At 46.4% G+C, this 22,179-nt stretch carries 3 protein-coding genes; all 3 read left to right on the top strand.

The genetic code is table 11. From position 1 onward, the window contains the following. Window positions 1-964 precede the first annotated feature (964 nt). The 3 genes from ectB to AC1DP6_RS32165 all read left to right on the top strand — a co-directional run bounded on the left by ectB (window position 965) and on the right by AC1DP6_RS32165 (window position 22,149). On the top strand, window positions 965-2,254 hold the full coding sequence (gene ectB, locus AC1DP6_RS32175) for a diaminobutyrate--2-oxoglutarate transaminase (RefSeq protein ID WP_477058532.1): 1,290 nt from the start codon (window positions 965-967) through the stop codon (window positions 2,252-2,254). Between the two features lie 472 nt (window positions 2,255-2,726). After that, the gene (locus AC1DP6_RS32170; RefSeq protein WP_477058531.1) at window positions 2,727-4,352 is read left to right on the top strand and encodes an MBL fold metallo-hydrolase; all 1,626 of its coding nucleotides are present in this window, start codon (window positions 2,727-2,729) and stop codon (window positions 4,350-4,352) included. 76 nt (window positions 4,353-4,428) lie between these two features. Then, window positions 4,429-22,149: an amino acid adenylation domain-containing protein gene (locus tag AC1DP6_RS32165; protein ID WP_477058530.1), complete on the top strand. Its 17,721-nt coding sequence runs from the start codon at window positions 4,429-4,431 to the stop codon at window positions 22,147-22,149. Window positions 22,150-22,179: the final 30 nt, after the last annotated feature.

Here is a 22,179-nt window from a genome sequence, read left to right as displayed (position 1 = left end):
GTTTATATTATAACTTAACTGTTGCTTTGACCAACATGGATTTTGAACTGTAAAGGAAGTTGTAAATTCGCAATGACATTACGATTTAATAACGAGTGATTTTTTGTTTGTCATTTATACTATTATAAGTGGTCATCATGATAACTCATAGTTTCTGTTTTCTTTGTATGCTGCAGTAAATGATGTTAAAAAAAATGAAGGAGATTTTTGATGCCGAATTTTTGATTGGTATTTATTAGATTGAAGATCCAAGGGGATCACAGAAAGAATATCAAAGGTTACTAAAGCTGCTTGAATCACAGGATTTAAGCGGCTTTTTGTTTTACCATAAAAAGGAAAATCATACGAAATATTTTTTGTATCGGAAAATAGACGTTGAGTATATAATTATTTAAGTTAGGATAGCTTATATTATATATACAAATATGGGACAAAAAACAATTTTACTTGGCCACTTGAAAAGCTACTTTGGGATACAATGGCAGTGGTGACATGGCATCTTGACGCCAGATCTTCTTTTCCTATTTTGCGTAATAGTACCTTAATTTTCTTTAATATTTTTTTCTATCCATTTTATCATTCATTGTCATAGCTTTAATAGGACTGCGAACAAGTATAGAGGGCTTCTTTCCCAAACAGATGGCCATTTTATTTTACCGGTGCTACCATTTAAAATTACCGGTGCGGTTTTGTAGCAGCGGTAACTTATATTTTTGGGCACATGAAAACTTCTTTCCTATAGTTTAACCTGTCTCCCTTTTTTTTAAAACTGCATACCATTGTGATAGCGCTAAACTGGAATTAGCGGAGGCGACAGCCATATCCTTATCGGTCCATATCCCATCGGGTGGTAATCAATTTTTTTTCAGGTAAGGACATTTTTTTTACACGGACTGTAGAAGTCATGTAGGCCATGCCTTATAAGGTTTATTTATTCAATACCGTTTTTATTAAAAACAAGCTTATGACAGTTAATGTTTTTGAATTATTTGAATCAAATGTGCGCAGCTATTCCAGGTCGTACCCGGTAGTGTTCCACAAGGCTAAAAATGCTTTTCTCTACGCACAAGACGGAAAACCTTATATCGATTTTCTGATGGGAGCGGGGGCATTGAATTATGGTCATAATAATGACTTTATTAAATCACGGCTGCTGGAATATATGCAGGATGATTATATTATGCAGGGCCTGGATATGTTTACGGTGGCAAAAAGCGAGTTTATTACCACTTTCAATGATTTGTTGTTGAAGCCATTGGGGCTCAGCTACAAGTTCCAGTTTTGTGGCCCTACCGGCACTAATGCGGTAGAGGCGGCGCTTAAGCTGGCACGTAATTACACCGGCCGTACCAATGTCATCTCTTTTATGGGAGGTTATCATGGATTATCGCATGGGAGCCTGGCGATTACCAGTAATGAATATCACCGGAAGGCTGCTGGTGTAGGATTGCATAATGTTACGTTTATTCCTTTTGATGGCAATCATCCGCAGCATACAGACAGTCTGGCTTACCTGAAGATGATCCTGGAAGACACGCATTCCGGTATTGAGAAACCGGCTGCGGTTATTCTTGAAACTGTGCAGGCAGAGGGTGGTGTAAATGTGGCTTCCCCGCAGTGGTTGAAAGCATTGAAAAATATCTGTGAACAACACCAGATACTATTCATTTGTGACGACATACAAATTGGCTGCGGCAGGTCTGGTGATTTCTTTTCTTTTCAACGTGCGGGTATTAAGCCTGACATCGTGATCCTGTCAAAATCTTTAAGCGGTTATGGCTTGCCTATGGCTATGCTGCTCATAAAACCTGAACTTGACATCTGGAAGCCTGGAGAACATAATGGTACCTTCCGGGGATATCAACTGGCATTTGCAGGAGGAAAGGCCGCATTGGAATTCAGACAATTGACCGGACTGGAAACAGATGTAAAACGTAAGTCTGCCTATATCCGCAGTTTTCTCGGGAAACTGGCAACAATAGATGAAAGGATTCACATAAGAGGAATTGGAATGATGTGGGGCATAGACCTTTCTTCATTCGAAGATCCCTTACTGGCAAAAAAAATAGCGAAGGACTGCTTTGAAAAGCAATTGATAATTGAATGTGTAGGAAGAGAAGATAAAGTTCTCAAACTATTGCCTGCATTGACTATTGAAGATGAGGTGCTGGACAATGCACTGAATATAATCAAGCAGTCGGTAACGCAGCATATCGCCGTTTCCGGTAAACGGTTAAAAGGGGTTGTACTGTAATGGACCGGAAGCATTTTGAATGTTATAACTCGTTAACGGAATATGAATATTTTGTTTTTGTTTATTGCAAATAATTATTTCACTATCTTCATCCTATATTTTTGATAGCATAATTTCTGAACGATAGTATGATGGTTAATCCAGATGAAACCCACTAAAATGAAAGACAGTTACTATTCGCTCAAGTAATCAATTTATTTTTTAACTGAAACCCTGTTTACCCGCTAGCATGCCATATAAGGCGCTTACACCAGACTGTATACCTGCGGTCCGGATTTCATTTTAAATTACAGCTACCGCGTAAAACAAGTCGATAATGTGACTTGCAGTAGCGAAGCTTTGTGCCCAAAGGAGAGTATGAGCTCTTCCGATGACAGTTATTCATATATACGTGCCCGTTATAATGCATCTGATCGGAAAGATCAGCTGTAAACAGAGAAAATATGTCTGCTCAAATCATAATTTATTAGCCATGAGTGAAAAAAAAGTTTATCTGAAACCCAACGTTGTTTTTGAACCTTTGGTCGACAGATGGTACGCCTGGAGCCATTTAATATCTCCGGCTACTACTGCGATGAATGTAGTAGGAAGGCACCTTTCTATTATCGATTCCTTTATTATGGCGCCAGCCATCCATGTGGAAGCAGTAGCGAACCCTAAAATGAAAGGCGGTCCATTTATGGATATAGCAGTAGAAAAACTCGAAGCAGTGAAGTCGCTAAAAGCCGAAACCCTCAGCCGCCAGGAACATGTGATTCAGTTTGCGAAAGCGGTGAAGGAGTTGGATAAGTTGTTGGTAGCGGAAGCCACCGGGTTTGGACTGGAAACATTATATGAGAAAGTACCTCCGTTATTGAAAGGGTTGGTAGAATTATATTATGACCGCAATAACAACGCTGATTTCCGTTTCTTTGAATCCCTGTTATATAAGAGTGAATTTTATAACAGATCAGCCCAAAGTATGGCTTTCTGGATTACGGATAATGATCATCGCCCGTTTTGCCTCAGTACTCCGCGCCTGGACGATGACCATGTGTTACATCTCCCGATATCTTTTGAACATGCAGGGATTGACGAGCTGGCAAGAATGAAGCGTACCCCGCAAACAATAGACTATATCAGGAATATATTGAATGTTGCACCGGAACAGGAAGCCCTGTTTAATAGCTTCTTTACGGAAACACCTCCTCCGGTGTATAAAAAATATACCGGTGATAAAATCCGGATGCGCTATTTCGGACATGCGTGTATCCTGGTAGAAACAAAGGATGTAAGCATCCTGGTAGATCCACTCGTGAGCTACTATGGATATGATTCAGACCTGGAGCATTTCTCCGATGCTGATTTGCCCGATGTAATAGACTATGTGCTGATTACGCATAATCACCAGGACCACGTTTTATTCGAAACGTTACTGCCGCTGCGACATAAAATCAAAAACCTGATTGTGCCACGCACCTGCAGTGGCAAGCTGGAAGATCCGGATCTGAAGCTGATGTTTAACAACGTTGGTTTTAAAAATGTAGTGGCAATAGATGAAATGGAAACCATTGAATTTGCAGATACTGCAATTACCGGCCTTCCTTTTACAGGAGAACACAGTGACCTGTGCATTCTGACAAAAGCGTGTTACCTGGTGCAGATCAGCGACTTTAAGTTGTTGTTCCTCGCAGATTCCAGGATCGTTGAATCGGCATTATATAAACACATTCACAAGCAAACCGGTGATGTGGATGTCATGTTTCTTGGCATGGAATGCGATGGTGCGCCACTCACCTGGTTGTATGGCCCGTTGATGACAAAGAAAATCACCCGCGAACAGGATGGTAGCCGCAGACTGGCTGGTTCTGATTGTTCCAAAGGGATGGCGTTGGTAGATATCTTCAAACCAAAAGAGGCATATGTATATGCGATGGGAATGGAGCCCTGGCTGGAATTTATCAGCAGTATTCAGTATACAGATGAATCCAATCCCATCATTCAATCCAACAGGCTCGTGAAGCTCTGTCAGGAGAAGGGAATTTTAGCGGAGCGGTTGTATGGAGAGAAAGAATTACTGTACGAACGTAAAGAAGTCATTGTTGCAGCGCTGCAATAAACCCATGCAGCGACTGTACTATGGCTGTCAATAGCAAAAATGTATCACAAACACAGATAATAAACTTCCGTACTTTATGAAGAAATTACCGCAGCCCCAAACGTTACCCGAGATATTATTGCGGATGAAAGATGTTAAAGACAAAGGAATTACTTTTATTGCAGGCAGTAATAACGAAGAGTTTCTTTCTTATCAGCAGCTCTACACGAATGCTGTATCCTGGCTGGGGTTTCTGCAGGACAGAGGGCTGAAGCCCGGCGATGAGCTGGTATTACAGGTAGAAGACCATAAAACATTTTTACAGATCTTTTGGGCCAGCATCATGGGGGGGATTATCCCGGTGCCGGTGGCAGTTACCTACCAGGGTGAAAATGCGCAGAAGCTGTTTAAAATACGTCCTTTTTTGAATAACCCCACCTTATTTATCAGTGCTGTTCACCACGAAAAATTAACCACAACTGCATTTGCAGATAGTACGGTGGAAGAACATCGTTTTGAGAAAACATTGTTTATTGAAGATCTGGAGGGTTATACCGGTACCGGAACGATATATCCGGCTACTTCCGATAGTATTGCTTTTCTGCAATTTTCCTCCGGTTCTACGGGTAACCCCAAGGGAGTAGTGCTTACGCATAAAAACCTGGTCACCAATATTTATGCGGGTACGTCTGCACAGCAGTTAACCGAAAATGACAGCCATCTTAGCTGGATGCCGCTAACACATGATATGGGATTGATAGGCTTTCATCTTTATCCCATTGGCATCGGTGTAGATCACTATCTCATGCCTACGGATTTGTTTATCAGGAATCCATTGTTATGGCTGCAGAAAGTGTCTGAACATCGAGTAACTATTATTTGTTCTCCCAACTTCGGATATAAATATTACCTGAATTTGTTTACGCCTGAAAAAGCAAAGGGATTGGATCTTTCCTGCGTAAAGGCTGTGTTAAATGGTGCGGAGCCTGTATCGGCATCATTATGTCGTACGTTCATGGAGGCGCTTGGGCAATTTCAGCTCCATCCACTGGCGATGTGTGCGGGGTATGGACTGGCAGAAGCTACACTGGAAGTTACGTGGCCTGGTTTACGCCAACCATTCAGAACCATCACCATTCAACGGGATGCGCTGACAATAGGACAATCTGTAACCGGGCGCCGGGCGAATGAAAATATCAAAGACAGTGTGGAAATCGTGAATATGGGATATGTGATTGATGGGGTGGAAGTGAGGGTTTGCAATGAGCAGGAAAAGGAATTGAAAGATGGTCACATGGGCATCCTATGGATAAAGGGAGATGCCGTGACCAGTCGTTACTACAACAATGAAGCAGCGACTAAAGCAGCGATTACAAAGGATGGATGGCTGAATACCGGCGACACTGGTTTTTTCCTGGAGGACGATTTATTTGTGATTGGCAGGGTGAAAGATATCATTTTTGTAAATGGGGGCAATGTATATCCACATGATATAGAAACTACGCTTGAACAGATGGAAGGCATAGAAACAGGTAAGGTAGTGGTTTGTGGCGTGCCGGATGAAGAAACGGGATCAGAAGCTATTGTGGTATTTCTGTTACACAAATCTTCTGTGCAGAAATTTATACCTGTTATCGGTCAGGTAAAAAGATTTGTAGCTGCTAAACTGGGGCTCGAAGTAAAACATGTACTGCCGGTAAGAAAAGTGCCTAAAACAACCAGTGGTAAAGTAAAACGCTATCTTTTTGCAGAGGACTACCGGAAAGGCGTATACGATGAAATTTTGCGCGAAATAGCGCAGGAAAATAAGCTGGTACAGGAAGAAAAAACAGTACGGGTTGCCGCTCCGGCAGTTCCGGTGGTTAACCAGCAGGAGCTGACTGTTATCCGGCAATGGCTGATACAGTGGCTGCAACAGCGGCTTAAGCTCACTGCCGCAGATATTGCTGCAGAAAGATCTTTTGCGGAGTATGGCGTTACCTCCATGCAGGCCGTTCTACTGGCCGCAGATCTGGAGACCTTGTTGCGGGCGCCTATTGACAAAACGGTCATCTATAATTTTTCTACCGTGGCGACTTTGTCCCATCACCTTGCTGCTATCGGGAAAGTGGCGGTAGTGGAAGAAGCCGGAACAATTGATGTTCATGAAACAACAGATAACCGGATTGCGGTAGTGGGTATTGGTTGCCGTTTTCCCGGCGGTATTGATACGCCGGAAGCTTTCTGGAAATTATTACATGAACAGCGTAGTGCCATTACCGTTATTCCGCAGAACCGTTGGAATGCGGATGACTATTTTAGTACAGATGAGGATGCGCTGGGAAAGATGTATACCCGTACAGGTGGTTTTATAGACCAGGTAGATCAGTTTGATCCGTTGTTTTTTGGTATCTCTCCAAGAGAAGCTGCCAGTATGGACCCGCAGCAGCGTTTATTGCTGGAAGTGTGCTGGGAGGCACTTGAGCATGCAGGCATTAAACCGTCAGCATTAAAGGGGAGTGACAGTGGTATTTTCATTGGTATGGGTACGGATGATTATCAGCAGATTGTTCATCATCATACTCCGCCTGCGTTATTTGAAGATGCTTTCAGCAGCCTGGGATTAGAAAGAAGTGTTGCAGCAGGGAGGTTGGCGTATGTACTGGATTTTCATGGTCCGGTAGTGCAGTCTGATACGGCTTGTTCCTCTTCGTTACTCAGTATACACCAGGCCTGTCAGCACCTGTTGCTGGGTGAATGTTCACTGGCACTTGCCGGCGGTGTAAACCTGATGCTGACGCCGGATACGACCATCCGCTTATGCCGGATGAAAGCATTGTCGCCCTCCGGCCAATGTAAAACTTTTGATGATAGCGCAGATGGTTATGTGAGAGGAGAAGGTGCCGGCATCGTGGTGTTAAAGCGCCTCGACAAGGCGGTGGCAGATGGGGATAATATTCTGGCGGTGATCAATGGTTCTGCGGTGAACCATGATGGTGCCAGCAACGGTCTCACGGCACCCAATGGCATCGCACAACAGCAACTGATAGAAAAAGCATTGGAGCAGGCAGGCGTTGCAGCAGACACGGTGCAATATGTAGAAACGCATGGTACCGGCACTAAATTGGGAGATCCGGTAGAAGTACAGGCGCTACAGGCGGTTTATGGCCGTTCCCGTCCTGCTGGCCAGCCATTGCTGGTAGGGGCGGTGAAAACAAATATCGGGCACCTGGAAGCAGCTGCTGGTATTGCCGGTTTCATAAAAACGGTATTAAGCCTGCAACACAAACAGTTGCCGGCCATATTGAATTATCATACCCCTAACCGATTTATTCCCTGGAAAGATATTTCCGTGAAAGTGGTAGACAAACTGGTTGCCTGGGAGCCCGGAAGGGCTGGGAGAAGAGCAGGGGTGAGCTCATTTGGATTAAGTGGCACCAATGTGCATGTGATCCTGGAGGAAGCGGTCATCACTACAACCGTTCAACAGGAAAAGCCAGTATGGCCTGCCTATCCATTGTTGCTGTCTGCTAAAACACCGGCAGCTTTGCAGGAACTCGCAGACAAGTACGATACGTTTTTTGCTTCTTCATTAGCAGATATAGCAGACATCTCTTATAGCAGCGCATTCACGAGAGAAGCTTTTCCTCATCGTGCGGCACTGGCGGTTACCGACCGGCAACAGGCGCGGAAACAGTTACAGGCATTTATTGCCAGCCCTTTTTCCAGTCAGTTGGTGACAGGAAATACACATCAACCACAGGGGCAACTGGTATGGTTATTTACCGGTGGTGGCTCCCAATACTGGGGTATGGGTCGCGACCTTTATGAAAACAATTCCATCTTTAAAAATATCATTGATCACTGTGACGGCTATCTGAAAACATGCTGGGGCATGTCTTTAACCGATCTGTTGTACAAGAAGGATAAAGAAGAAGCCAACAGGCTGTTATTACAGATGACCTATTTCCAGCCGGCTATTTTTGCTATTTCCTGCGCATTGTCGGCCGTATGGAAATCATGGGGCATCACCCCCGCTATAGTAGCCGGGCATAGCGTAGGGGAATATGCAGCCGCTTATGTGGCGGGCGTATTTAGTTTGGATGACGGTCTGAAACTGGTAACTGAAAGGGCCCGGTTGATGCAGTCGGTGAAAGAACCGGGAGCGATGGCGACCATTTTTGCCACTGAAGCAGAGGTGTCGGAAGCTATCAGGCCTTATGAAAATGACCTGGCTATTGCCGCTGTAAACGGTCCGGCACTCACTGTTATTTCCGGCAAGAAAAAAGCTATTGGTGCTGCGTTGGAATCCTTGCAACAGGCAGGCGTAAACGGCCGGGAGCTGCTGATCGCACATGCTTCTCACTCCCCGCTGATGGAGCCAATGCTGGAAGAATTCCGGAAGGTAGCTGAAAGCATCAGGTATCATATGCCTTCCTTGCAGTTGATATCCAATGTAACGGGTAATGTGGTGACCAATGAGATCACCCATGCCGACTATTGGTGCCGGCATATTGTTTTACCGGTTCAGTTTTCCAGGAGTATCCAAACTATTAATACCCTGGGAGGTCAGGTATTGATGGAGTTAGGACCACAGCCTAATCTCTTGTCGATAGTGCAGTTTTCAGCCGCCTATGAGGAAGACTGCCTGTTACCAGCTATGCACATGGATAAGTCTTCATGGAATACCATGTTGCACTGCCTCATGTCACTCCATACAAAAGGTTTACCAGTCAACTGGTCTGCGTTTTACGACAGCCCGGGTTACCAGAAAGTATCCTTACCAACTTATGCATTTCAGCGGCAACCTTACTGGATTGATGAGGACGCAACCATCCCATCTCTCCCTGTCTCACACACACATAAATCACCGGCTATGACTGAAACAAAGCAAGCACCTGCTAATCAGCGTGCCCTTATATTGGCGGATGTAGCTGACATATTTGGTCGTCTTCTTAAAATGCCGCCCGCAGAGATTAATATTTATACCCGTTTCCTGGAACTGGGAGCAGACTCACTGATACTGGCCAGCGCGGTACGCAAAATAGAAAAGAAATATGGCTTGAATTTTACGATCCGGCAGTTGTTCGAAACACTGACTTCTCTGGATCTGATGGCCGGTTATATTCTGGAGCATTCCACCCATCTACCTGCGGCGGAAGCAGCAGTAATAACAGCATCTGCAACACCTCCGGTGAGTGAGGTGCCTATAGGGGCGCCATTACAAACGATTAACTTACCCGTTGCTGCTGGTGCGAACGCAGACCCTTCCCTGACACAGCGTCTTTTTAATATCATGGAGCAGCAGCTGCAATTGCTGTCTTTGCAATTGGGAGGTGTACAGGCATTACCCGCAGCAGCATTACAGGCGCCCGTTCCCGCACCCGTATTGCCGAATAATATTACCCCGGAAAAAGCAACCGCAGCATTGCCACAAAATGGGACTATCAGTGAAGCGCCCAAAAAGCATGTATCCATTTTCCCTAAGATGGAAAAGAAGCCCGGACAAACAGGTTATACCACTGCTCAAGAGGAATACCTGGATGCCTTTATAAAGCGGTATAATGAAAAAACCAAAACATCCAAAGCGCTTACACAGCAATACCGGCCGGTGTTGGCGGATAACCGTGCTTCAGCAGGGTTCCGGTTTTCGACAAAAGAATTAGTGTACCCGATTTTGGCAGCTTCCTCTCAGGGTGCTACCATCACGGATGTAGACGGCAACAAATATATTGATCTTGCGATGGGTTTTGGGGTAGACCTGCTCGGACATTGTCCGCCTGGAGTGATGACGGCCTTGATGCAACAGATACAACAAGGATTTCAACTCGGTCCTCAAACACCGCTGGCAGGACAAGTAGCCACGTTGGTAACAAGGCTTACCGGAATGGAGAGGGCCAGTTTTCATAACTCCGGAACTGAGGCGGTGATGACTGCTATCAGGTTGGCACGTACTGTAACAGGAAGAAAGAAAATTGCGGTTTTTGCAGGCGCTTATCATGGTCATTTCGATGGCACCCTCGCGGCACCGGAAGACCTGGAAAGAACCCATGCAGGCGTACCGATGGCGCCGGGTATCATGGATAATATGGTGGCGGATGTGCTGGTATTCGATTATCATCATCCGGATGTAGTGGAACATATCAGGGCACATGCACATGAGCTGGCAGCATTGGTGGTAGAGCCGGTACAGAGTCGCCGTCCGGGATATCAGCCCAAGGCGTTGCTGCATGAATTACGCCGTATGACGGCGGCAGAAAATGTAGCCCTGATCTTCGATGAAATGATCACTGGTTTCAGGATTCATCCGGGAGGCGCCCAGGCGCATTTTGGTGTACGTGCAGATCTTGCCACTTATGGTAAAATTGCCGGCGGAGGATTACCTATTGGCATTATTGCCGGCAGTTGCCGGTTTATGAACGCATTGGACGGCGGAATATGGCAGTATGGTGATGATTCCTATCCTGCGGTAGACACTACTTTCTTTGCAGGTACTTTCTGTAAGCATCCGCTGAGTATGGCTTCCACACTGGCATTGCTGCAGGAGCTCGAACGGAGAGGACCGGCTTTACAGGAACAACTGAATGTACGTACAACCCGTTTGGTACAGGATATATCTGCCTTCTTCGAAGAAAACAATGTGCCGATACAGGTACATAATTTTGGTTCCCTGTTTTATTTTGCCATTAACACTAATATGGATCTGTTCTTCTATCACCTCCTCGAAAAAGGGGTGTATATATGGGAAGGACGTACCTGCTTTTTATCTGATGCCCATTCAGATGAGGATATTGATTTTATTGCCAGATCTATCAAGGACAGCATCCGGGAGTTGCAACAGACAGGCTTTTTACCCACGCCTGCCGTTACCAGCGGGCCGGTGTCTGCACAGGTAACCACAGAGATGCTGAATAGCGGACTGCCGCCCCTTATGCTGCAACAGCGGCCGGCACATATCCCCGTTTCGTTTAGCCAGGAGCGTTTGTGGTTTGTACATCTGCTGGAAGGCAGCGTGCAATATCATGTTCCGATGTTGTTAAAAATAAAAGGAACATTGAATACAAGTGCGCTACGTTATGCGTTGCAGGATATTGTAAACCGTCATGAGATACTCAGAACCGTGATAGATCCCAATGGTGATGAAGTAGCACAGCAAATACTGGATAAAAACTGCTGGGAGCTTGGCATAACGGATGTAACTTTTGATCAGGAAGATGCCAAAGCTTTATCTGATAATATTACTCCGCTGATAGATCAACCTTTTGATCTGCAGAAGGATCATATGCTGCGTGGTGAGTTGTTGCGTTTTTCGGAAGAAGAATATTTGCTGGTGCTGACCGCACATCACATCTCTTTTGATGGATTGTCGGCAGACATTATTTTATTGGAATTGCTGCAATTGTATGAAGCATATATCAGTGGCAGTAAGCCCAATTTAACGCCGCTGCGCCTTCAATACGCCGATTATGCCATATGGCTGCGCTCTCCGTTGGTGGCTGGCATACTGGATGAAAAACTCAACTACTGGAAAGAAAAACTGGCAGGTGTGTCGCCAATAAATTTGCCGCTTGATTATGTGCGGCCTGCGATACAAACTACCAACGGAGGTATTGTAACATTACCGCTGGACAGGGAGTTGACCAACCGGGTATTAAAACTGTGCCCGCAACAGGAGGTAACCCTATATATGTTATTGCTGACCACTTTTAAGGTGCTTTTATACCGCTATACCGGTCAGGAAGATATTTGTGTAGGCAGCCCTACCGCAGGCAGAATGCAGGAAGAAGTAGAGGAGCTGGTCGGCTTTTTTGTAAATACCCTGGTGTTGCGTAGTGACCTGAGTGATAATCCTTCTTTCGCAGCACTGTTACAGCAGGTGAAACAAACGTTGTTGTCTGCCTATGAATACCAGGAAGTTCCTTTTGAAAAAATAGTAGGTGCAGTCGTGAAGAACAGGGAGCAGGATAGAAACCTGTTACAGCAGGTAATATTCGGATTGGAGAAAACCCCGGATTTTACAGCATTGAAACTTGGCGAAACAGTGCTGTCACAGCAGTCGCTCGGCAGGACTACCACGATGGCGGACCTTAATTTTTACATACTGGAAAATTCGGATGGTTCACTGGTAGCCAATATAGAATACTGTACAGACCTGTTTAAGAAAGAAACCATCACACGGATGCTGTTGCATTATGAACAGCTGTTGCGTGCGGTGGTGGTATCGCCGGAGGAACGGATCGGGGCATTACCGATGTTAAATGCAGCGGAACAAGAACTACTGACGGTAGGTTTTAATAATACAGCGATGGCTTATCCAGTTGATAAAACAGCCATCGCATTATTTGAGGCACAGGCCACCCGTATTCCGGATGCTGCTGCTTTGCTGTTTGAAGATGCACAGCTTACCTACCGGGAGCTCAATGAGCGGGCGGGTCAGTTGGCGCATCACCTGCAGCATAATGGTGTGAAAGCCGGCGCATTGGTACCGGTTTGTATAGAGCGATCCCTGGAGATGATTGTCACCATCCTGGCGATTATGAAAACCGGCGCCGCCTATGTACCCATTGATCCTGACTATCCAACAGACCGTATCAGTTATATGCTGGACGATACCAGGGCAACGGTGCTGGTAAGCTCCAGGGCCTGCGCCGCGAAGCTGCCGGTAAAAGAATTTTTACGCATCATCATCCTCGAAAATGAAGGAGAGTTGATAACAACGCATCCGGTTACTTCACCGGTAACCGTACTCCGGCCGGAAGATCTTGCCTATGTGATTTATACTTCCGGGTCTACCGGCAAGCCGAAAGGTGTAATGATTGAACACCGGGGTCTGGTGAACCTGGCATTGAGTCAACAGGAAGCACTACGATTGAAAGAAGGCACCCGCTCGCTGCAGTTTGCCTCATTGGGTTTTGATGCATCCTGCTATGAAATATTCAATACTTTATTAAGTGGCGGTATACTTGTGTTACCCACTAAAAGTGATTTATCGTCTGCAGAAAATTTTGCGGCACTGGTTAACAAACAACAGGTAGAAGTAGTAACGCTTCCGCCTTCGTACCAGCATACCATCAAGGATGTACTGGGGCCGGTTAAAACTATCGTATCTGCCGGTGAAGCCATGATGCTGGAAGATGCAAAAGAAATGATGTCAGGTGGCGTAAGACTGATCAATGCCTATGGGCCCACTGAAAATACGGTGTGTACCAGTCTTACGGACCAGCCTGTTCTTGATAATGATGTTGTGGTAATTGGTAAGCCCATTGCCAATGTGCAGGTGTACCTGCTGGACATCAATGATTGTCTGGCTCCGTTGGGTGTTACCGGGGAGATATGTGTTGGCGGTGCTAACCTGGCGCGTGGTTACCTGCACCGGGACGAGCTGACGGCGGAGAAGTTTATACCCAACCCATTCAGCAAAACACCAGGCAGCCGGTTATATCGGACTGGTGATCTTGGTCGCTGGTTGCCGAATGGAAATATTGAATACCTGGGTCGTAAAGATGACCAGGTAAAGATCCGCGGTTACCGCATAGAGTTGGGTGAAATAGAAAGTGTGATGCTGAAATGTACAAGGATCAGCCAGGCGGTAGTATTGGCCAGGGCTGATGACACGGGGAATAAACGCCTCATCGGTTATGTAGTACCGAATGGCGAATTTGATAAAGCCGGCATTATTACTTATCTGAAAGAGTGGTTGCCTGACTATATGATTCCTGCGTTACTGATCCCACAGGATGCATTCCCGGTAACGGTAAATGGAAAGATCGACCGAAAAGCCTTACCTGATCCGGATGTAACGGGGTCACGTACCGGCATATACGAAGCTGCCCGTGATGAGATGCAAGGATCGATGACCAGCATCTGGCAGGAATTGCTGGGCGTAGAACGGGTAGGGATACACGACAACTTCTTTGAACTGGGGGGTGATTCTATTATCATTATCCAGGTAGTAAGCCGTGCAAGGCGTTTGGGATACATGCTGCAGGTAGGAGATCTGTTTACCCACCAAACCATTGCAAAGCTTTCCCAGTTGCTGGAATCGCAGCAAAGCACTGAGGTGATTTCGGCAGAAACCATACAGGAAGGCAGCATCGGATTATTGCCTATACAGGAGTGGTATTTCGAAAAAAATAATACCGACGCACATTACAACCAGAGTATTTTACTCACGGTAGATAAAAAAATAGTACCTGCAAGGGTATCTGCAGCCATCGCGGCACTGACGCGCTATCATGATGCGCTCCGTTATACTTACCAGCATAGCCATGAGGGATGGGAGCAACTGGATGGTAGGCAGGAAGGTACTTTAGAGGTGATCGATCTGCAAGTGATTGCGGCGGAAAAACTGGCAGAGAATATACAACGGCATGGAGAAAGAATACAGGACAGTCTGGATATAAAACAAGGTAAGCTGGTACGGGCAGCCCTGTTATTGACTCCCGCCGGTGAATCACATAACCGCTTGTTGCTGGTGATTCATCACCTGGTAGTAGACGGTGTGTCCTGGCGTATTTTGCTGGATGACCTTCAGTTGTTATTAAAGAAGGCAACGGTAAATAATGAACCCGAAGTATTGGGGAGGAAGAGCAGCTCTTATCGTCAGGCATATGAAGCCTTGCTAAAGTATAGCCGGAAGGATCGGCTGCTTAGCCAGCAAAGTTGCTGGCAGCAGGTGGTACAGGGATATGCTCCTTTACGCACGGCTACCGCTTATGAAGGTAAGGTAACGATGGCAGAAACCGGTTTGCATGTGGTACGGCTCAACGCCCTTCAAACACAACGTCTCCTGAAGGAAGTGCCCCGTGCTTATCATACTGAGATCAACGATATTTTATTATCAGCGCTGGCGCTCACCCTGGCAGAATGGAACGGCACGACTGCAGTATCCATTGGCCTGGAAGGACATGGCCGGGAAGATGCGGCGCTGGGCATTGATACCAGCCATACCGTTGGCTGGTTTACCAACTTATATCCTGTACTCCTGCAGATACCTGCGGGCAGCTCTCCGGGTAGCTTGCTGAAGGAAGTGAAAGAACAACTCCGTAAGATAACTGACAAAGGGATTGGTTACGGCGTGCTGAAGTACATCAGCAAGGTAGATTATTTACAGGGCAAAGATCCCTGGGATATCACCTTCAACTATCTGGGACAGCTGGATAACATCACTAACGTTAATGGCTATCTGAATATAGCGGAAGAAGCAGCAGGTAGCATGACAGGAGCGGGTTATCCGGTACAGGATAAATTATTTATTAACAGCATTGTACAACGGGGTGAACTGGTGATGGAGTGGGGATACAGTGTTCCGCATTTTAGACCTGCAGACATAGCAGCACTGGCGGACAAATATTTCCACCATCTGGACATCCTGATTGCACATTGTGTATCACAAAGTGAGTCTTACTGCACGCCGGCGGATTATGGATTGAGTCAGGACATCAGCAATGAGGCACTGGACAGGTTCCTGGATACACCGTACAAGGGTGCGCCCAGGCGTAACCAGGTAGCGGGCTTATACCGGCTCAGTGGTTTGCAGGAGGGCATGCTGTTTCATAGTCTGTATGATAAAACTGCCGGTGGATATATTGATCAGTTTACCTGCGGTGTGGGGGAAATGGATCTTCGTTTGTTCCGGGAAAGCTGGGCGCTCCTGTTCCAGCAGCATAGTATTCTGCGAAGCGCATTTTACTACGACGAATTTGTTATACCGATACAATGTGCCTATCACCAGGTGAAGTTGCCGCTAACGGTACTGGATTACCGTCACTTGAGCGGATCAGCGCAGGAGCAGGCATTGACTGCCTATGAAACTGCTGAACGGAATGAAGGATTTGATTTTTCCGTAGCGCCATTGCTGCGTATAGGCCTGATACGTTTAGGAGAAGGCCGCTACCGGATGGTGTGCACCTTCCATCATATTTTGCTGGATGGCTGGTCACTGGCCGTACTGGTAGAAGAATTGCTGAACACCTATGAAGGGTTGGTAAAAGGAAAAGTAATACCAGTAGTAGAAGAAGACCGCTATGGAGATTACATCCAGTATATGGATCGTCGTGATAAGGAAATCGCTTCCAACTATTGGCGGAATTACCTGTCAGGCATGGACAGGGGCAGCCTRCTGCCGTTTATTGACACCAGCGCTGACCGTAATAAAGGAATTGGTACCTATAAAAAAGAAATACTAAGCCTGGAAGGTCCGTTAATAGAAGCTATCCAACGATATGCACTGGAGCACCGTATTACCGTGAATACCCTGATGCAGGGCGTATGGGCGTACCTGTTACACAACTACACCGCTCAACAAGCGGTTACTTATGGCGTAATTGTTTCCAGTCGCCCGGAAGACTTACCCGGAGTAGAAAAAAGGGTGGGGTTATACATCAATACTTTGCCGCTTCATGTAAAAGTACCCGAAGCCGGAAACATAGCCGGGTGGTTACAGCAACTGCAAACAAGTCAGCACCAGAGCCGGGAACATCAGTACACTGCGCTTAACCAGATTCAACAGATGATTGGTTTCACCGGGGATTTGTTTGATAATATTCTGGTATTTGAAAACTATCCCATCAGTGATGAGGTATTTGCAGGTCACTGGAGTTTGCGTATTGACGGCTTCATCACCAGCGAACAAACCAATTATCCTTTAGTGGTAATGGTTACTCCCGGTAAGAAAGCCAGTATTGAGTTTGCCTATAATGCTGCATTGCTGGAAGCGGTGTATGTAAAGGAAATTGCCGCGCATTTTGAATATGTATTAGAACAAATAGCCTATGCCAACATTCATCAGCTATCCGAATTATCTGTGCTGAAGGCTTCCTCAGCCTGGCAGTTGCAAACGCATGCTGTCATTAGTTATCCGCAGGATAAAACATTCCCGGAACTGTTTGCCGCACAAGCAGCACTGACGCCAAAGGCCACCGCTGTTGTGTTTGAAGATACACAACTGACTTACCGGGAACTGGATGAAAAATCAAATCAGCTGGCGCATTACCTGCGTCAGCAGGGTGTAAAGGAGGGTTCGTTGGTACCGTTGTACCTGGAACGATCTGCCGCTATGATTGTGGCGATATTAGGTATCGGGAAAGCTGGTGCGGCCTATGTACCCATTGATCCTGATTTTCCGGCAGATCGTATTTCCTTTATGCTGGAAGACACCCGTGCAGAAGTGGTGGTGAGTAATAAGACCGGCAAGGCGAAACTGTCTGCTGCTATTACCGCACATGTTGTTACACTGGATGGAGATGCCGCAGCAATTGGCCGTTGTAAAGTGAAAGCAGGGGCCACTATTCCTGCAGGAGAGGCGCCGTTGTATGTGATTTACACCTCCGGCAGCACCGGTAACCCGAAAGGAGTGATAATTACCCACCGCAACCTGGTAGATTACCTGTATGGGCTGAAAGCCGCATTGCCGCTGGAAGATTGCCGTTCCTTCGGATTGCTCTCCAGCATTGCTACAGATCTGGGTAATACGGTATTGTTTACGCCACTGATTTCGGGTGGTGCTTTACATGTGTTTTCCAAAGAGATGATCAGCGATGGAGAATTGTTGTATGATTATTTTTCTGTTCACCCGATAGATTGTATCAAAATTGTGGCTTCCCATTGGAAAGCCCTGTCTGCTTCCGGTAGATTATTGTTGCCGGAGAAGCTACTTATTTTCGGAGGAGAGGCGTTGGAAACAGCGGTGGTAAACAGCATCCGCGCTTATGGCTCCCGTTGCACCATCGTGAATCACTACGGCCCAACGGAAACGACTATAGGAAAATTACTGCATGTAGTGAATGAGGAGACTACTTATGGCCACCACATTCCTATTGGTAAACCATTTTCCAATACAAGGGTATATGTGCTGAATGCCGCGGGTAAGTTATGCCCTGTGGGTGTTCCTGGTGAATTGTATATTGGTGGTGATGGCGTATCAGCAGGTTATTTAAATAATGACGATTTAACAGCGGGCCGTTTTATAGCAGATCCGTTTGACGGAGCGGCTACTTCAAAACTATATCGTACTGGTGACCTGGTAAAGGTTTTACCGGATGGCAACATCCTGTTTGCCGGTCGTGCAGATGACCAGGTAAAGATCCGTGGTTATCGCGTGGAACTGGGCGAAGTAGAAAAGGCATTACTGCGAACTGACCGGGTTAGCCAGGCGGTGGTAGTAGCGCGCGGAGAAAGCAGTGGCAGCAAACGCCTGATTGGGTATGTAATCGGAGAAGGGGTGGTAGACCAGGAAGCCGTATTGGCACATCTGGGAGAACACTTACCGGAATATATGATTCCTTCAGCATTGGTGGTACTGGATAGTTTTCCGTTACTGGCCAATGGTAAAGTGGATAAAAAATCGCTGCCGGATCCGGATAATACGACTATTACCGCGGGATATACTGCGCCGGTAAGTGACATAGAACAAACATTGGCAGCCATCTGGTCATCCTTGCTGGAGGTAGAACAGGTAGGTGTGCATGATGATTTCTTTGCATTGGGTGGTCACTCTCTGCTGGCCATACGCGTAGTATCGGCTATCCGGAAATCCCTCGGTGTGGAAGTCGCTATCGGCGATATATTTGACTATCCCACCGTGGCGTCGTTGGCTGTTCGGTTAGGACAACATTCCGATGCAGCCACCGTTTCGGCTATTGTCAGGTATGAACGTCCTGCGCGTATTCCGCTTTCGTATAGTCAGGAACGTTTATGGTTTATTGATCAGCTGGAAGGCAGTGTGCAATATCATACGCTGGCAGTATTGAAATTAAAAGGGAACCTACAGGTAGAAGGATTAGCCGACGCCCTGCAAACTATTGTGAACCGTCATGAAGTGTTACGTACTGTCATTGTGCAGGAAGCAGGTGTGCCTTATCAGCATGTGCTGGACAAAGATGGGTGGCAGTTAAATGTTATAGACGAGCAAAACTATAAAGAAGACCACCTGGCATTGCAGACATATGTCCAGTCGCTGTTGGCCATTCCGTTTGAGTTGCATGCAGATCATATGTTGCGTGCACACCTGATCGTAACCGGCCCGAAAGAACATCTATTGGTGTTTACGCTACACCATATCGCTTCCGATGGCTGGTCTACCGGCATCATCGTGAAGGAGGTAGCGGCGTTATACGCCGCCTGGCTAGAAGGCCGAAGTGCGGAATTAACGCCTTTAAACATCCAGTATGCCGACTATGCTATCTGGCAACGGCATCATTTGTCGGGAACATTGCTGGATAAAAAAATAAATTACTGGAAAGAAAAGCTGCAAGGGGTAGCTACGCTGCAACTTCCAACAGATTATCCGCGTCCTGCGATTCAGAGCACCCGTGGCGCTATTAAAAGTTTCCAACTGGACAAAGCTTTATCACACCAGTTACGGGAACTGTCGCAGCAACAGGGTACTACACTCTTTATGACTTTGCTGGCTGCTTTCAAGGTACTGTTGTACCGTTATACCGGCCAGGAAGATATCTGCGTAGGGAGTCCGATCGCCGGCAGAACGCAGCAGGAAGCAGAAGCGCTGATTGGGTTCTTTGTTAACACGCTGGCGCTGCGTAGTGATCTGAGTAATGATCCTTCTTTTGCTACTTTGCTGCAACAGGTGAAACGTACTACACTGGGCGCTTATGAGCACCAGGAAGTACCGTTTGAAAGGGTAGTGGAAGCGATCGTGAAAAAACGTGATCTCAGCAGAACGCCATTGTTCCAGGTGATGTTTGAATTACAACATGTGCAGGAGAATGCAGCATTACGATTAAATGACCTGCAGTTGTCGCTGGAAAAAACAGACCCTGCTACTACACAGTTTGATTTTACTTTTTCTATAGAAGAAAGCAGTGGTGGTTTAGCGGGATCGGTGATGTATTGTGAAGATCTCTTTACAGAAGAGACCATACAGCGCCTGACGGCTCACTTTGAACAATTGCTCCGGGCGGTGGTGCATGCGCCGGCTGCCAGGATCAGTACATTCGATATGCTAACACGGGCAGAAACGCAGCAGTTGTTGGTAACGTTTAACGATAATAACGTTGCGTGGCCGGAAGATGAAACGATTCCTTCACTCTTTATCAGGCAGGTTGCGAATACACCGGATGCAGTTGCGTTGATATTTGAAGACGTCCAACTCACCTACAGGGAGCTGGATGAGCGCTCCAACCAACTGGCGAATTATCTGCAGCATAACGGAGTACAGGAAGATACCCTGGTGCCTGTTTGCATGGAACGGGGGCCGGAAATGATCATAGCGATACTGGGTATCATGAAGGCAGGAGGTGCTTATATACCGGTGGATCCGGAGTATCCGGCAGAACGTATCAGCTATATGCTGGACGACAGCAGTGCGACCCTGTTAGTAACTACAAATGATCTTCGCCCGCGGATACCGGCAAAAAAAGGATTACATATTGTTACATTGGATGTTGACAATGCTTCGCTGCAGGCAGCAGCGGTTACAGCGCCGGCCGTCTTGCCGGCACCTCATCAGTTGTCTTATGTGATTTATACCTCCGGATCTACCGGGCAGCCCAAAGGGGTAATGGTGGAACATCGTGGTATGCTGAATCATTTGTTTGCCAAAATAAATGACCTGCAGATCAATGATAAAACCAGGTTAGCATATACCGCTTCCTACACATTTGATATTTCCGTATGGCAGATGTTTGCCGCACTTGTTTGCGGAGGAACGACGGTGATCTATACCAATCAGCTCATCTTCCAGCCATCAGGATTTTTACAGTCTATCACTAAAAACAATATCAGCATACTGGAAATAGTGCCTTCCTATCTGGCGGTTATTTTACAGGAAGAAGCCAGTATCAATGCCAGCACCCTGCAATACCTGTTGGTCACCGGCGAAGCGGTAAGCCAGTCGTTGCTGAAACAATGGTTTAATCATCCCGTATTTGGTAAGATCCCGGTAGTTAATGCCTATGGCCCTACAGAGGCATCTGATGATATTTGTCATCATATCATGTATGAGGCACCACTGACGGCGAATGTGCCGTTAGGCAGGCCGGTGCAAAACCTGCGTATCTATGTGCTGGATGCTAAAAAACAGTTATGCCCTGTGGGAGTGATCGGGGAAATATGCGTATCAGGTGTGGGGGTATCGCGTGGTTATCTCAACAATGCATCACTAACGGCAGAAAAATTCATCACAGATCCGTTTACCACAGACCGGCAGGCCCGCATGTACCGAACCGGAGATCTGGGCAGATGGCTGCCCGATGGTACCGTTGAATACCTGGGCCGTATAGACGAGCAGGTAAAGATCAGCGGTTTCCGTATAGAGCTGGGTGAAATTGAAAGTGTTTTACAGCAATGTAAGTCTGTGCACCAGGCGGTAATACTGGCAAAAACAGCCGATGATGGTATCAAGCGGCTGGTGGGATATGTAGTCCCTACCAACACATTCGACCGGGAAGAAATCTATACCTGGCTTAGAGAACGGTTACCTGAATTTATGATTCCTGCTATGCTGATAGCGCTGGATAAACTGCCACTGACAGATAATGGAAAGATTGATAAGAAAGCTTTACCGGAACCGGATATCAGTGCATTGTCTTCCACCGCATATGTGGCGCCTTCCAATACTACTGAGCAAATACTCACTGCTATTTGTGAAGGTTTAATGAACATACAACGGATAGGGGTACACGATAATCTTTTTGAGCTGGGTATGCACTCTCTGCTGGTAATGCGGTTGGCTGCGGCTGTACAAAAGGAGTTCGGTTTACAGGTATCTGTCAGAACATTTTTTCAACTGGCCACTATTGCTATGCTGGCTAAATATATAGCTGTTAACCAGGAGGAGCCTGAACTGGAATTTGGAAAGAATAAGACCATCACGTTGTAATCAGCTCACTGTTTCGTTTTTAAATTATCA

Source organism: Chitinophaga sp. 01L420, assembly GCF_056399985.1.
The sequence above is the reverse complement of the archived record's forward strand: the minus strand, read 5'-3'. Positions and strand labels throughout refer to the sequence as shown.